A 15,434-nucleotide genomic window follows, 5' to 3' on the forward strand; every position below is an offset into this window, starting at 1 on the left:
GCAACGGAAGGGAGTTGGGAGGCGCGGGAGTCGTGAACGGGGGACGCTTGTTCAGTGTGAGAAACGGCGGCCATGCGGCGGGGTTCGAGCATGAGCTGGTGGAGCAGATGTGCGCGGTGTCGGGACTCGATGCACCGGGAGGGCGCGATCTCTTGATCGACATGCTGGCGGGCCGGTTACCCGAGTTAGCCAACCTCCGGCGACACGACCGGAAGCGGCACGACATAATGGAGATAGCCCGGGCCTGCTGGCAGCGGCCGACCGGGCTCTCCGTGCTGGTGGACACCCTCCAGGTGTACGACCCCGGTTCGATACCGGTTTTGCGGATCGCCGAACTCGTCTCCGCCTCGCCGGTCCTCGCGGTCCTGCCGGAGCCCGAACTCCGCAGGGCCCGCTCGCTGCTGGGCCGCTTCCCGCATCCCGACGCGCAGGGCCTGCTGCACGCGGCGGCCGGTGACCTGCCGCTCCCGCCGCACCCGGTCGCCACCCTCCCGGAGGCCTTCGACTTCCTCGCCGGGGCCAATGCCCGCCCCGACGGCCTGCTTCCCGTGCTGGCCCTGGTGGAGCACGCGATCGCGGCGGGCGCCGGGGCCGGCGTCGACCGGCAGGTCGTCGACGGCCTGCGCGGCTGGAACGACGACCAGGGCAGGCGACTCGACCTGTCGGGACCCCTCGCGACCCTCCGTGCGCAGATCGCCCAGGGAGCCGCGGAACCGGCTCCCGCCTGTCTCGTTGTCCAGTTGAGCAAGGACGGGATGGGCACGGACGAGTACCTGCTCTCCCATTGGCGTCAGCGGCGGCCGGGCTCGTGGCGGCCGGAGCGGGGAGAGGACCGGATCGTGGCCTTGGGCGAGGTCGAGGCCGCGGTGGAGGAGCTGGTCGGCGCCGTCGAGGAGGACTGGGGCGAGCGCCCCGGCAGACCGGTCCTCGAGTTCGTGCTGCCGCTCCAGCTGCTGAACCAGCCCATGGAGTGGCTGCCGACGGCCTCCCACTCCTCCGCGACCGCGCTGTGCCTGGACTACCCGGTGGCGCTGCGCAGCCTGGAGCGGATGCGGGCCCGGCGGTACCACCGGCGCTGGCGCAACCGCTGGCAGCAGCTGACGGCCGGTTCCCGGATCGTCTGCCACTGGGACACCACGGGCGAGCGCGGCCACGACCCGGTGCGGTGGAACAGCACGCTCGCCGCCGACGAACGACTGGTCTCGGTCGCGCTCACCGCGCCGCCGCTGCCCGGGCCGGACGGCCGCCAGGGCACGCTCGAAGCCGCGCTGCGGGCCGGCGTGCCGCTGGCCGTATGGGACCGCCGGCCCACGCCCCCGGGCGACCTCAGGAAACGGGTCGACAAGCTGCTGAAGGGAACGGCCGCCGAACTGCCGCAGCGTGTACGGCAGTTACGGAACGAAGCGGCCACCGCCGCCGCGGCGCAACGGGACGCGCACACCGGACGCCACCTCGCGGTGCTCCTCGACGACCCGAACCGGATGGTGGACTGGTCCGCGTACCCGGGGTACCCGGCGTCGGTTCCCGGCAGCGTGCGTGGCGGCCACGACGACGAGGGGACCTCATGAACCGCGTCCAGCATCCGGTGGAGAACGGCCACAACGGCGGGCCCGTCAGCCGCAGTTGGTGGATCTACCGGGGCACCGGGCAGCCGCTGCCCGACATCCGCCTCGCCGACGTGCTGCCCCCGCCGCCCGGCTGGCGGACCTTCGACGGCGGCCCGGTGCTGCCGCCCGTACCGGCCGAGAGCGCCGAGACCGACCGCAGGCTCGGCGCCGCGGGCCGCACCACCTCGCGGCAGAACCCGCACGACATCGACATGATCAACACGGCCCTGCTGCTGCGCAGGCCGCTCCTGGTGACCGGCCGGCCCGGCATCGGGAAGTCCACGCTGGCCTACCTGGTCGCCCGCGAGCTGGGCCTGGGCCGCGTCCTGCACTGGGGGATCACCTCGCGCAGCACCCTGCGCTCCGGACTGTACGAGTACGACGCCATCGGCCGTGCCCAGGCCTCCCTCGGCCGGGGACCGGCCCCCGTCCCTGCCGCCGTCCCCGACGCCGGCACCGAGGCGCCACCGGAGGGCGGCACCGGTCCACGGATCGGCGACTTCGTGCGGCTCGGCCCGCTGGGCACCGCCCTGCTCCCGTACGAGCTGCCCCGCGTCCTGCTCATCGACGAGCTGGACAAGAGCGACATCGACCTGCCGAGCGACCTCCTCCATGTGCTGGAGAACGGCTCGTACGACATCCCGGAACTGGTCCGTGCCCGCCATCACGAGGCGCAGGCACGGGTGTTCACCGACGACCCGGACACCACGGTCACGGTGGCGGACGGCCGGGTCCGGTGCCGGGCCTTCCCGTTCGTCGTCATCACCAGCAACGGCGAACGGCAGTTCCCGCCGGCCTTTCTGCGCCGCTGCGTCCGGCTGGACGTCTCCCCGCCCCGCGAGGACCAGCTCGCCACGATGATCGCCGCGCACTTCCGGGACCAGGAGGGCCGGTACGACGACATGATCCGGGCGTTCGTGGAGCGCAGCCGGGAGCACGGCGGACTGGCGACGGACCAGCTGCTCAACGCCGTGTTCCTGCGGACGGCCGGGGTCCGGGAGGACGACGAGTCCTGGGGCGAGCTGCTGGAGGCCCTCTGGCGTGAGCTGTCGGGGGCGCCCTGATGGGTGAGGAACCGCGTGCCCGTCCGGAGGCCTTCGAAGTGGCGGAGGGCCTCTGGCTGCACGCGTACCAGACGCTGGCGGCCCGGCTGCCGGCGTCGGACCGCCCGCCCCGGCCCCGGCCGGCCGGCCTGTCGGGGGTCTCCGGGCTGCCCGAACTCCCCGACGGGCCGTCGGCGTTCGGCGGTCCGGGCGGTCGCGGTCACGGCGGAACGGGCGGCGGGAGCGCGTCCGGGACCGGTGGCGGTACGGCGAACGGGTCGGGCGGCGGCAGGGCGAACGGGTCGGGCGGCGGTACGGAGAACGGGTCGGGCGGCGGCGGGCCGGGGGAGACCGGGGGCGGGACGGGGAGCGGGGACGGCACGGCGGACGGGACCGCCGACGGTACGGTGCGGGAGCCGTCCGGTGACGGGGCCGAGGTGCTGTTCCTGCCGTTGCCGTCCGCCGGACCGGACGGGCGAGGGTCCGGTTCCGCGCGGGAGCGGGCGACCGGGTGGGCGCGCGCCGGGCAAGCAGGGGACGCCGAACCGGTCGAGGTGGCCGAGGTGCTGCCGGACCTGCGGGACGCGGCGGGCATCACCCGTGCGCTGCGACCGCTGAAGCAGCTCGTGCCCTCGGCGTTCGAGGTCGAGCTGGACGAGGAGACCACCGCCGAACGGGCCGCCGAGGACGGCCTGTGGGTGCCCTACACCAGGGCGGCCGACGAGCGCCGCTTCGACCTGGTGCTCGTGGTGGACGACCACGCGACGATGGTGATCTGGGAGCAGACGGTCGCCGAGTTCACCGCCGTGGCGGAGCGGCTGGGCGCCTTCCGCGACGTACGGGTGCGCCGGCTGGGCCTGCGCGAGACCCCGCGCGGGCCGGAGGCGGTGCTGCGCGGGCCGTATCCCGAGCACGACGTCCTCGGGGTCCCCGGCGAGCTGGTGGACCGTACCGGCCGCCGGATCGTGCTGGTGCTGACCGACGGCCTGGGGCCGCTGTGGCGGACCGAGGCCGGCCGGCAGGCCCTGGAGCTGTGGTCGGCGGCCGGACCGGTGGCGGTGGTGCACCTGCTGTCCCAGCGGGACTGGCACCGCACCGCCCTGATGCCCCGGCAGGCGCGGCTGCGCAGCCCCCGCGCGGGGGCCCGCACCACCGAACTGGCGGTGGACTTCCCGCAGGAGTGGCGCGACCCGTTCGACCCGCCGCCCGCTGGCTGGACGGCGGCGGTCCCGGTCCTGGAGCTGGACGCCCGGTGGCTGCGCCGGTGGGCCGCTCTGGTGACCGGCGCGGAGTCCGGCTGGATCGAGGCCCCGGTGCTGCTGCTCGGCGCGCCCGACCCGCCGGACGCCTCCGACGGCGACCTGGCCGAGCCGCCGGTCGTCATCCCGGCGCCCTCGGTGCAGGAGCGCATCCGGCGCTTCCGCAGCCATGCCACCCCCACCGCCTACCGGCTGGCCACCCACCTGGCCGCCGCGGTCCTGGAACCCCGCCTGGTACGGGACGTCCAGCGCCGGCTGGTGCCCGAGGCACAGCCGTCCCACCTCGCCGAGCTCTTCCTGAGCGGCCTCCTTGAACAGCCCGCACAGCCCGCACAGCCCGCCCCGCTGGAGTTCGTCGACGGGGCCCGCGAGGCGCTGCTGGCGGGCGCGATGCGCGCGGACACGGCCCGGGTGGTGAGTTCGGTGTCCGAGTTCTACGGCGACCGGTTCGAGGCGGCCCGCGGGCTGCACGGTGCGCTGCTCGCCCCGGAGGACGAGCCGGTTCCCCAGGTGACGGCGGAGAGCCTGCCGTTCCTGCGGGTCGAGCTGGCCGTCCTGCGCGCCCTCTCCGGGCCCTATCTGCTGCGCGCCCGCCGGGTCGGCGCGGCGCTGGAAGGCGCCCCGGCCGGTGCGTCGATCGCCAAGAATTCGCGGCAATTGGGCCACGATGTCAGTAATAAAAATCTTGTAAATTCAGATTTGGGTGGCCTGGACATGACCGACACCACTGCCAGTGAGCACCAGCACGCAGCGGGAGGTTCCGCGAGCGGGACCCCGGTGCGGGAGTTTCCCGTGCCGGGCCCCGACGGGCAGCCGGGCGCCGGCCCCTCGTCACCCGGCAGGACGGTCCCGGGACCGGCCGCACCGCAGTCCCGCCAGACCGCCCCGCAGCGCGTCCCGGTACCGGTGGTGTGGGGCAACGTGCCGCCGAACAACCCCAACTTCACCGGGCGCGAGGAGCTCCTCACCCAGGTGCACGAGCAGTTGCTGACCGGCGACACCTCGGCGGTGCTGCCGCACACCCTGCACGGCATGGGCGGTGTCGGGAAGTCCCAGATCGCCATCGAGTACGTCTACCGGCACACCGCCGAGTACGACGTGATCTGGTGGATCCCCTCCGAACAGCCGACGATGATCCTGACCGCGCTCACCGAACTCGCCCACCGGCTCGGCCTGAACGTGGGCACCGAGGCCAACCGGGCGGTCCCGGCGGTCCGCGAGGCCCTGCGCCGGGGCGAGCCCTACGACCGCTGGCTGCTGGTCTTCGACAACGCCGAGAACGTCGAGGCGGTGCGCCCCTACTTCCCGACCGGCGGCACCGGAAAGATCCTCATCACCTCCCGGAACCAGGAGTGGGACCGGGTCGCCAGGACCCTCTCCGTGGACGTCTTCACGCGGGAGGAGAGCAAGGCCCTGCTGCGCCGCAGGGCCCGCGACCTGTCCGACGCCGACGCCGACCTGCTCGCCGAGGAGCTGGGCGACCTGCCGCTCGCCATCGAGCAGGCCGCCGCCTGGCAGGCGGTCACGGGCATGGCCGTGGACGAGTACCTGGGGCTGATCCGGGAGAAGATCGCCGAGCTGATGCTCGAACTCGTCCCGTCGCCGGACTACCCGATGTCGGTGGCCGCCGCCTGGGACGTCTCGCTGCGCCAGCTCGAACAGCGCAACCCGGCCGCGCTCCAGCTCCTCCAGGTCTGCTCGTTCTTCGCCCCCGAGCCGATCTCCCGCTCGCTCTTCAACAACTCGCGCAGCACCATCGCCCCCGAGCTCGACGAGGCCCTGCGCCACCCGATCCGGCTCGGCCGGGCCATCCGGGAGATCAACGTCTACGCCCTGGCCCGCATCGAGCACCGGCACGACACCATCCAGCTGCACCGTCTGGTCCAGGCGGTGCTGGTCAACCGCATGTCCCCGCAGCAGCAGGCGGAGATGCGGCACGGCGCGCACCTGCTGCTCGCCGATGCCAACCCCAACAGCCCCGGCTCCCGCGAACTGTGGCCGCGCTACCAGCAACTGCTGCCGCACATCGCGGTGTCCCGGGCCGTGGAGTGCGACTCGCCCTGGGTGCGCGGCCTGATCCGCGGCGTCGTGGAGTTCCTCTACTACTGGGGCGACCACGACGGCGCGGTCGCCATGGCCCGTGAGGCGCTGGAGGTGTGGACCGAGAAGTTCGGCGGCGAGGACCAGCAGACGCTGGAGATGGCGAAGTGGCTGGCGTACCTCCTGCGCATGGTCGGGGAGTACGAGGAGGCCGCCGCCATGATGCAGCGCACCGCGGACACCTACATCCGGATCGCGGGCGAGGACGACGAGGGCACCCTGGACGCCCTCATCCAGCTCACCAGCGGCCTGCGGCTGCGGGCCGAGATGGCGCAGGCGCTGGACATCAACCGGTCGGTCTACGACCGCTGCCTGCGGGCCTTCGGCGACGACGACCCCGCCACCCTGCGCGCCGCCCACAGCCTGGGCGTCGGGCTGCGGCTGATGGGCCTGTACAAGGAGGCCCGCGAGTACGACGCCGAGACGGCCCGGCTGCGTGCCCTCGCGCTCGGCGAGAACCACCTCGACACCCTGAACACCCTCAGCAACCTGTCCATCGACATCCGCGAGACCGGCGACTACCCGGGCGCCGTCACCCACCAGGAGGACGTCTACGCCCGGTACGTCGCGACGTACGGCGAGGACAACCCCTCCACCGTGAGCTGCGCCCGGGTCCTCGCGGTCTGCCGCCGCCGCGCCGGGGACCACGACGGGGCGGTGCAGCTCGGCGAACAGGCACTGGCGAAGTCCGAGAACCGCTACGGCGCCGACCACCCGGACGCCATCGCCTGTGCGGCCAACCTGGTGGTCGACCTCCGGCAGGACGGCCGCCTGACGCGGTCCAGGGACCTGGGCGAAGCGACGGTCGGGCGCTACCTGGCCAAGCTGGGCAGCGTCCACCCGTACACCCTGTCGGCCCGCACCAACCTGGCCATCACCCTGCGCCACCTGGGCGATCTGGACGCGGCCGGTGAACAGGTCGGGGTGGCCCTGGGCGGTATGCGCGAGTCGCTGGGCGAGGAGCACATCCTCACCGTCACGACGGCCATCGGCATGGCCAACCAGCACAGTGCCGAGGGGCGCCACACGGAGGCACTGGAGCTGGACCGGCAGTCGCTGGAGATCCTCACCCGTACCTTCGGCAAGGACCACCCGACCACGCTGGCCTGTGCCAACAACGTGGCCCTGGACCTGCGCGCGCTGGACCGGGTGGACGAGGCCACGGTGCTGCACACCGACACCCTGACCCGGTTCCGCCGGACGCTGGGCGAGAGCCACCCGGCGACCGTCGCGGCGGCCAGCAGCCAGCGGGCCGAGGCCGACATCGCCCCGGTGCCGTTCTAGCCGACGGCGACACCGACGGCGACACCGACGGCGACACCGACACCGACGCCGAGAGCGACGCAGACAGTGACGCCGGCGCCGGTCGGGCTCAGGGCCCGACCGGCGTCGGCGTGTCAACCGAGTGGGCCGAGCTACGGCTCAGGCCCGCTACGGCTGAGGCGTCGGCTCGGCGTCCACGGCGGGGGGTTGCCCGCTGTCCGGGGTCCGTCCGGCATCCGTGCCCGCGTTCGTGCCCGCGTCCGTCCCGGCGCCCGTCGCGGGGCCCGTGTCGGCGTCGGTTCCGGCGTGCTTGGAAGGGCGGTGCAGCGGGCCGATCAGCGGCCCGGCAGCGGCCGTGGTGATCAGTGCCATCACCACCAGGAGCGCGTACAGCCGGGGACCGATCACCCCGGCCTGCAACCCCACGTTGAGCACGATGAGTTCGGTGAGTCCCCGGGTGTTGAGCAGCACGCCGATCAGCATCGAGTCCCGCCAGGGCAGCCGGGCGGCGCCCCGGGCCGACAGGGCGCCGGCGGACACCTTGCCCACCACCGCGGCGGCGCATATCACCAGCAGGAGCAGCAGGTCGGAGGCGTGCAGCCCGCGCAGCTGGACCGACATCCCGGAGATCGTGAAGAACACCGGCAGCAGCAGGCCGCCGGTCTCCTGGAGCGGACGCAGCACCTGGCTGTCGGGCGCGCCGTCGGCCTGGCGGGGCATGATGATGCCGGCCACCAGCGCCCCGAAGATCACATGCAGTCCGAGCGCACTGGTCGCCCAGGCCGAGGCCAGCGCCAGGGCGGCGGCGACGGGGACGTGATTGGTCATCAGCGCGCCGGGCCGGCTCATCCACCACTTCAGCACCGGCCGCACGACGACGAACATCACCAGCACATAGGCCGCCAGCAGCGCCACCTTGAGGGTCCAGGACCCCAGTGAGCCGTCCTCGCCGCCGAGCAGGGCGACGGCGAGAACCGGCCAGCTCAACGCGTCGATGACACCGGCGGCTGCCATCGCGATGGTGGCGGGCCTGGTGCCGGCCAGTCCCTGGTCCCTGATGATGCTGGCCAGCACGGGGACCGCCGTGATGGACAGGGCGACCGCCATATACAGGATGAAAGTCGCGTCGACCGGATGCCCGCCGTTCGCGGAACGGAAACCTCCGGGATACAGCAGAACGACGCCGGCCCCGATGAGCATGGGAATCGCGAACCCGCTCAGCGAGACGGCGGTCACCGCGCTGCGATTGCGCAGCTGGCCGAGGTCGAGTTCATAGCCGACCGCGAAGAGGAAGAGCACAAGGGCGACCTGGGCCACCGAAGTCAGAATTGGCTTGATCTGGTCCGGGAAGAGGGTTTCGTACGCTCCTCCGGGGGCCAGGCCCAGCAGGCTGGGACCGAGGGCGATACCGGCGAATAACTGCCCGATGACGGGGGGTTGGCGGAGCCTGCGGGCTGCCGCGCCCAGGACCGAGGAGACCGTGATCACCACTGCGAGAGCTGCGACGACGTGAGTGACGATGGAGTCGATGCTCACCGGTCATCCCCCTTTGGCAAGTGCCGCACTCTGTTGCGTTGTTCACACGCAGTGTAGCCGCTGTCGGGGCAACTGACCTATTCTTGCTGCGCTTGGAATATGCCGTCCAGGAGCGGGGGTGGCCGGTGACGACGGTCTTATTCGTACATGGCACCGGTGTGCGCGAGCCGGGATTCAGCGCCACCGTGGAAGTCGTACGACAAGGATTACGGCCGTTACGGCCCGAAGTCCGTATATCTTCCTGTTATTGGGGGGGAACTGCCGGATCGGTGCTGCATTCGAACGGTATTTCCGTGCCGGGGTACGGGACGGGGCGTGAATTGCCGAACGCGGGCGCCCCCGGCGCAGCGGAGGCGGACTTCGACGAGGACGTCGAATTCTGGGGACTTCTTTATCTGGACCCGCTGCTCGAACTCCGTCTGCTCACCGCGGAGACCGCCGGGCGGACCGAGTCGGCACCGGGCACCCGCCCGCCGGGCGAGGCCCTCGCCGCGGCGGCCCCGGCGCTCACCGCGGACGACCGGCTGCGCGGGCTCCTGGACGCGGCGGGGATCGCGGAGGACTTCGCCGCCGCCGTGGCCGCCGTGCTGACCGCCGACGACTGCCGCCGCTTCCTGCGCGCCCCGGCCGAGGGCGCAGGGACGGCCGAACTGGCCCGGGCCTTCGTGGCCGAGGCGGTGCGCCGCCGGACCGGCCGGCAGGGCCCGGCCGCGGCCTTCGACGGCACCGCCCGCGACGAGGCGGTCGCCCGGATCGCCGCCCTGCTCCCCGGGGCCGCCGCGGACGGGCCCGGCACCCACCGCGGCCCGGTGACCCGGCGGATCAGGCGGCTGACCGGACGGCTCGCCCTCGGACTGGCCTCCGCCCAGGCGGTCAGACGGCGTTCGGCGCTCACCGACGCGGCCCACCCGGCCGCCGGTGACGTACTGCTCTACCTGGCCCGCGGCGGCCCGGTCCGCGAGGCCGTGGCGCAGGCGGTGCTCGCGGCCGAGCCGCCGGTGGTGCTGCTCGCCCACAGCCTCGGCGGCATCGCCGCGCTCGACCTGCTGGTGCTGCGACCGCTGCCGCAGGTCGAGTTGCTGGTGACCGTCGGCTCGCAGGCGCCGTTCCTGTACGAACTGGGCGCCCTGCCCAGCCTGGAGCCCGGCCGCCCGCTGCCCGCCCACGTACCGCGCTGGCTGAACGTCTACGACCGGCGGGACCTGCTCAGCTACCTCGGCGCCGGCGTCTTCCCCGGCCGGGTCCTGGACATCGCCCTCGACAGCCGCCAGCCCTTCCCGCTCTCCCACAGCGCCTACTGGGGCAACCCCGGGCTGTACCGGATGCTGGCCGAGGAGCTGCCGTGACCGCCGCCCGCCCCGACCGCACCCACGCCGTCGTCGTCGGCGTGGAACGCTATGCCGCCGGACCGTCCTGGGACCTGCCGGGCCCCGCCGCCGACGCCCGCCGCTTCACCGCCTGGCTGCGCGGCCGTGGCGTCCCCGCGGCCCACATCTCCCTGCTGCTGTCCGCCCTGCCCGAGAAGAGCGGCGCCGGGACGGGCGGCCCCGGGACGGACGTGCCCGCCGGTCCCGCCGGGCGGGAGGCCGTGCAGGAGGTGCTGACCCGGCGGCTGCCCGCGCTGGAGGGCGACCTGCTGTTCGTCGTCTGGGGCGGCCACGGGGTCAACGACCCGCAGGGACACCGCAGGCTCTTCTACGCCGACGCCACGGCCGACGACAAACGCAACCTCGACCTGGACGCCTGGCTGACCACCCTCACCACCGACGCCCTGCCCGGATTCCGGCGCCAGATCTGGCTGGTCGACTCCTGTCAGACCTTCGTCGAGGAGCTGGGCTTCGCCCGCTCACTGCCCGGCGAACTCCCCTCCCGCGGCGACCGGTTGCCCGGCCGGGACCAGTTCGTGCTGCTGGCCTCGGGACCGGGACAGCGGGCGGCCAACGACCCCGTGCTGCGGACCGGGGCGTTCTCCCGGGCCGTGCTGGCCGAACTGGAGGCCGCGGGCGACGAGAACTGGCCACCGGACATGGACGCGATCGCCCGGACCGTGATCGCACGCTTCACCGGCGGAGGGCAGCGGCCCACCTCGCTCCGGTACCGGTCCGGGGCCGGCGACGAACGCCGCTACGACTTCCCCGCCACCCGTCACCCGGCGGAACCCGTGCCGGACGCGGCCCTGTCCGAACTCATCGCGCTGCTGGCCGGCTGGCCCGCCCTGGCCGACTACCACCAGCGCCAGCTCGTCGTCGGCATGCTCCCCTCCGACCTGGCCGGTGCCATACCCCGGCTGGGCGCGGCCCGGCCCGACATCATCAGCATCGTGCGCACCTGCCGGCTCCGCCGGGGCGGCCTGGCCGCCCTCGTCGAGGCGCTCGGCGTACTCGAACCGGGCTCGCTGGCGCAGGACGAGCTGACGGACTGGGCGGCCCGCCGGCTGCCGCCCGTGTCACCCGGGTGACCGGGGTGACCGGCCTGATCACGGCCTTCCCGGCTTCCGGCCCATGCGTCATCATGAAACCAACGGGAGGACGTTCTCAGGGGGATGGCACATGAACACGTCCGCGGACTCCGTGCGATCCGAACTGCCCGATCTCGGCGACACCGCGCTCCTCGACCTCCGGTCCCGCAACCCGGACGTCTACGCGCGTGCACTGGACCGGCTGCTCCGCCAGGTCGAACGGCTACGGATCAACTTCGGTGACGGACCGCCCGGACGGGCCGACTGACGGTCCCGACGGACGGAAGGACACACGTGCAGACCGACGGAGGCTCCGCATCCGCCCGTGCCGATCACCACGTCATTCCGTCGGCGTACTTCGACGAACTCGCGGCGGGCCGGGGCGGTCCGGAGACGGTCCGCTTCCTGTGGCGGACCGAGTACAGCAGGCGGCTCCTGCTGCTGCGGGCCCTGCTGGACACCATCGCCACGACCTCGGGCGCGCTGGGTCCGCTGCCGCCCGTGGACACCGTGTGGGACACCCTGGCGGCGGCTCAGCAGCGCGCCCCCGAGGAGTTCGGGCGGTTGCTGCTGCACCCGCAGATCGGCATCTGGCTCGGGCACAGCCTGCGCCGGCTCAGGCACACCGCCTGGGGTGACGGGCCGCTCTGGACCGACCTCGGTCATCTGCACGCGCTGTGCGCGGTCGCCGCGCTGCGCGCCGGGCTGCCGCTGCGCACCACCGTGCCGCTGCGGGACGGTGCCGTGATGTTCCCCGCCCTCGGGCTGGCCCGGCTGCCGGACCGCCCGCGGTGGGGGACGGCGGAGGTGGCGGTGGCTGCGGGACGGCTGTGGGTCGACCCCCACGGCGCCGGGGTGGGCCCGCCCGAGCCGCCCGCGGCCCCGGACGGCGACGCCCCCGGCTGGCAGGGGCTGCGCAGCCTGCGGGCCGACGTGGCCGGACGGCCGGTGGCCGTCTGGCTGGACGACATCGACCCCTACCGGGACCTGAGCGAACCGCTGCCCCCGCGGCGCCTCGGCAAGGACGAACTGGGCCGCTGGCGGGAGCGGTTCGGCCGCGCGCTGGACCTGCTCGCGGCCGGCGACCCGGCCACGGCGGGCGCGCTGGCCGAGGGGCTGCGCACCATCGCGGAGGTGCGCGGGGCACCGGCCTGGGCCGTCCTCAGCGCCTCCTCCGGCGACGCCTTCGGCGGTCTGCTCTCCTCGCTGCCCCCGGACCCGGTCAGCTTCGCGGTCACCCTGGTCCACGAGTTCCAGCACACCAAACTGGGCGCGCTGCTCCACCTGCTGACCCTGGAACGGGACAGCGGGGCCGAGCGGCACTACGCCCCCTGGCGCAACGACCCGCGCCCGCTCAGCGGCCTGCTCCAGGGCGCCTACGCCTTCCTGGGCATCACCGACTTCTGGTGCAGGTACCTGGACCACGTGCCGCCGGCCGGGCGCCCGCTGGCGGAGTTCGAGTTCGCCCTGCGCCGCCGGCAGACCCAGGAGGCGGTCGACACCCTGTGCGCCGACCCCGCCCTGACCGCGCACGGCCGCCGTTTCCTGCGGGGCATGGCCGCGCGGCTGCCGGCCTGGTGGTCGGATGCCCGGATCCGGCCGGAGACCGCCGCGCTGGCCGAGTCCACGGCCACCGACCACCGCACGGGCTGGCGGATCCGGCACCTGGCCCCGGCCCCGGACGACGTCCGTGCCCTGGCCAGGGCCTTCACCGCCGGTGCCGCGGTGCACGGGCCCGTCGCCGGGTCCACCGTCGTCCCCGATCCCGTCGCGCCCTGGTCCCAGGCCCGCGCCGGGCTGATCCGGCAGCGCCTCGCCGTGCCGGACGCCGGCGACTGGCCCGCACCGTCCGCCGCCGACCGTGCCCTGGTCGCCGGGGACCCCGCGGCCTCCGGCGCCTACGCCCGCCTGCTGGCGGGCGACCCCGAGGACGCCGACGCGTGGACCGGCCTGCTCCTCGCCCTCGGCAGCCGCCCGCTGCTGCACCGCCCCGAACTGCCCCGCGCGGTGCACCGCGAACTCCGCCTGACCGGCACCACCGCGGACCCGCGCGACGTCGCCCGCTGGCTGGCCGCCGGCCTGAACGCCTGAGCCCCTGAGCGCCTGAGCCTCTGAGTGCAGTGTCGACACTGGCGCATTTACGGACCTTCTTTTCTTAGAATACGGCCCAAGTGTCGACAGTCTGACGGCAGTGGGAGCAGACTGCACCGCGATCCGGAACCGTCCACAGGCATGTCCGTGACCGCGGAGGAGTCGTTCATGGCAGCACGCAGCAAGGGGTACGAGCCGTCGATGCGGGACCGGGTGCGGGCCCTGGTGGCGCTGGCGACCGTGGGGGCCGGTTCGGCGGCGCTCCCGGGGACCGCGCGGGCGGCGGACGCCGGTGGTGCGATCACCGTGGGAGCCGGCGAGACATACGTGGTGGACGCGACCACCGCCCTCGCCTCCCTCACCCTCGCCGAGGGCGGCACGCTCGCCGCGCCCGACGGGTACGGCCTCACCCTGACCGTGGACGGAGTGGAGACCGGCTCCGTGCTGACCGCCACGCTCGCCACGGACACCACGATCGCCCCGGGGACCTACACCGGCGACCTCGTGCTCACGGTCGCCGAGCAGAACCCGGCGACCTTCGCCGGCGTCACCTTCCCGCTCCGCCAGGCGCTGTACGTCGGCGCGGACGGGATCGTCGCGGCCAGGTCCGTCACCTCCGCGCTGGTCGGCGGCACGGTCACCGACGCGGCTGCCGACGGGGTGAGCGTCACCTCCACCGGCGAGGCCTTCGACGGCTGCTACGTCGCGGAAGGCGCCTCGTACGCGATCACGGACACCGCGATCGGCTTCACCGGCAACGGCCGGTGCGACTTCGTCGGGGACGGGGCGGCCGTCGTCGGGACCGGGTCCGGGACCCGGCTGGTCCTGGACGGCGTCACCGTCACCAACAAGGGGGTCGTACGCAGCGGGCTGGTCGCCGAGGACGGCGCCGACGTCGTCGTCAAGAACTCCGCCATCCAGTGCCTGAACGGCACCCTGCCCGCCGACTACGTCTTCGGCGGCGGCGCGAACATGCTCGTCGTGCCCTGGCGGCTCGGCATCTCCGGCAACGTCCGCGCCACCAACGTCATCGGCACCGGCACCAGGGCCACCTACCTCAACTCCACCATCGCCTCCGAGACCTGGGGCGCCTTCTCCACCGACTCCGTCTCGGGCGCACAGGCCACCGCCGTCAACTGCGCCATCAGCAACCTCGGCGACGAGGGCTACGGCACCTTCGCCGACGGAGACGTCACGGAGCGGATCCTCGGCTGCACCCTCGACGTCGGCACGTACGCCACCGTCGTCGGCGCCTCCAACAGCACGCTGTACTACGGCGACAGCACCCGCGCGGACGTCGCCCAGCTCAACACCGACCTCGAACTAGGCCTGACCGAAGCAGAGCTGGCCGCCCTTCCCGAGCAGAGCACCACCGTCACCTCCCGGCAGTTCGGGGTGATGTGGCACGGGGCGGGGACCCTGCACATCAGCGGCGGGACGCTGCTCACCACCGCCGCGACCACCTTCCTCGACAAGGCGGTACGGGCCACCATCACCGTGGACGGCTCGCAGGGCGCCGCCCTCACCCCCGGCAACGGCGTCGTCCTCCAGGTGATGGAGACCGACAACCCGGGCTCCAACGACGGCGTCTACACCGAGCCCACCGACGACCCGGCGAAGGACGGCACCTGGGACGTCTCCACCGCCCACGACACCGACACCGCCGCCGCCTTCACCGCCATCGCCCTCACCGGCGACTTCTACAACGCCATGCGCACCGGCCGGAACATGGTGCTGGGCTTCGACGCGTCGGCCGTCACGGGCGTGCTGTCGGCCTCCGCCTCGCGGCACGCCATCGACACCATCACCGCCGCCGAGTACGCCCAGCTCGGCCATGTCACCAACACCGCGCGGCCGGTCGTCAACAACGGGGTGCTGGTCACGCTCACCGCGGGATCGGCGTGGACGGTCACCGGGACGTCGTACCTCAGCCGGCTGACGCTCTCGGCGGACTCGGCGGTGACCGCGCCCGCCGGGAGCACGGTCTCGATGACGGTCGACGGGGAGCCGGCCGCCATCGAGCCGGGCGGGGACTACAGCGGGGCGATCACCCTGACCGTGACCTGAAGGCCCGGGG

Annotated in this window: 9 protein-coding genes; 8 read left to right on the top strand and 1 reads right to left on the bottom strand. The window is 73.6% G+C overall.

The features are described 5' to 3' along the window. Positions 1–107 precede the first annotated feature (107 nt). From AB0D74_RS38175 to fxsT, 3 genes are read left to right on the top strand one after another with little or no spacing between them, the layout of a single operon-like run. Positions 108–1,568: a hypothetical protein gene (locus AB0D74_RS38175; protein WP_362597457.1), complete on the top strand. Its 1,461-nt coding sequence runs from the start codon at positions 108–110 to the stop codon at positions 1,566–1,568. Next, positions 1,565–2,671 carry a MoxR family ATPase gene (locus AB0D74_RS38180; protein WP_362597306.1) on the top strand — a complete coding sequence of 369 codons (1,107 nt, stop codon included), beginning with the start codon at positions 1,565–1,567 and terminating at the stop codon, positions 2,669–2,671. The genes AB0D74_RS38175 and AB0D74_RS38180 overlap by 4 nt, the downstream gene beginning before the upstream one ends. Then, on the top strand, positions 2,671–7,293 hold the full coding sequence (gene fxsT / locus AB0D74_RS38185) for an FxSxx-COOH system tetratricopeptide repeat protein (RefSeq protein WP_362597309.1): 4,623 nt from the start codon (positions 2,671–2,673) through the stop codon (positions 7,291–7,293). The genes AB0D74_RS38180 and fxsT overlap by 1 nt, the downstream gene beginning before the upstream one ends. A gap of 147 nt (positions 7,294–7,440) precedes the next feature. Here fxsT and AB0D74_RS38190 read toward each other — a convergent pair whose 3' ends face one another. Continuing rightward, a complete protein-coding gene (locus AB0D74_RS38190; protein ID WP_362597312.1) occupies positions 7,441–8,808 on the bottom strand; it encodes a cation:proton antiporter in 1,368 nt (455 codons plus the stop codon). A gap of 293 nt (positions 8,809–9,101) precedes the next feature. On the opposite strand from AB0D74_RS38190, the gene AB0D74_RS38195 reads away from it, so the two are divergent. From AB0D74_RS38195 to AB0D74_RS38215, 5 genes are all read left to right on the top strand, one after another. Continuing rightward, positions 9,102–10,154, top strand: coding sequence for a hypothetical protein (locus tag AB0D74_RS38195; RefSeq protein ID WP_362597315.1), 1,053 nt, complete (start codon positions 9,102–9,104; stop codon positions 10,152–10,154). Further along, positions 10,151–11,266 carry a caspase family protein gene (locus tag AB0D74_RS38200; RefSeq protein WP_362597318.1) on the top strand — a complete coding sequence of 372 codons (1,116 nt, stop codon included), beginning with the start codon at positions 10,151–10,153 and terminating at the stop codon, positions 11,264–11,266. The genes AB0D74_RS38195 and AB0D74_RS38200 overlap by 4 nt, the downstream gene beginning before the upstream one ends. A gap of 91 nt (positions 11,267–11,357) precedes the next feature. Next, positions 11,358–11,534 (top strand): hypothetical protein, encoded by a 177-nt coding sequence (locus AB0D74_RS38205; RefSeq protein WP_362597321.1) that lies wholly within the window; start codon positions 11,358–11,360, stop codon positions 11,532–11,534. A gap of 26 nt (positions 11,535–11,560) precedes the next feature. Beyond that, positions 11,561–13,357: an HEXXH motif domain-containing protein gene (locus AB0D74_RS38210; protein ID WP_362597324.1), complete on the top strand. Its 1,797-nt coding sequence runs from the start codon at positions 11,561–11,563 to the stop codon at positions 13,355–13,357. A gap of 168 nt (positions 13,358–13,525) precedes the next feature. Further along, positions 13,526–15,424 (top strand): hypothetical protein, encoded by a 1,899-nt coding sequence (locus tag AB0D74_RS38215; protein ID WP_362597327.1) that lies wholly within the window; start codon positions 13,526–13,528, stop codon positions 15,422–15,424. The last annotated feature ends 10 nt before the right edge of the window (positions 15,425–15,434 follow it).

This window comes from Streptomyces sp. NPDC048278 (assembly GCF_040652195.1).
In the GTDB taxonomy this organism is placed as follows: domain Bacteria; phylum Actinomycetota; class Actinomycetes; order Streptomycetales; family Streptomycetaceae; genus Streptomyces.

Bases quoted from the DNA above. Each gene is read 5' to 3' on its own strand.
- AB0D74_RS38175 (WP_362597457.1), top strand. From the start codon at position 108: ATGTGCGCGGTGTCGGGACTCGATGCACCGGGAGGGCGCGATCTCTTG.
- AB0D74_RS38180 (WP_362597306.1), top strand. From the start codon at position 1,565: ATGAACCGCGTCCAGCATCCGGTGGAGAACGGCCACAACGGCGGGCCC.
- fxsT (WP_362597309.1), top strand. From the start codon at position 2,671: ATGGGTGAGGAACCGCGTGCCCGTCCGGAGGCCTTCGAAGTGGCGGAG.
- AB0D74_RS38205 (WP_362597321.1), top strand. From the start codon at position 11,358: ATGAACACGTCCGCGGACTCCGTGCGATCCGAACTGCCCGATCTCGGC.
- AB0D74_RS38215 (WP_362597327.1), top strand. From the start codon at position 13,526: ATGGCAGCACGCAGCAAGGGGTACGAGCCGTCGATGCGGGACCGGGTG.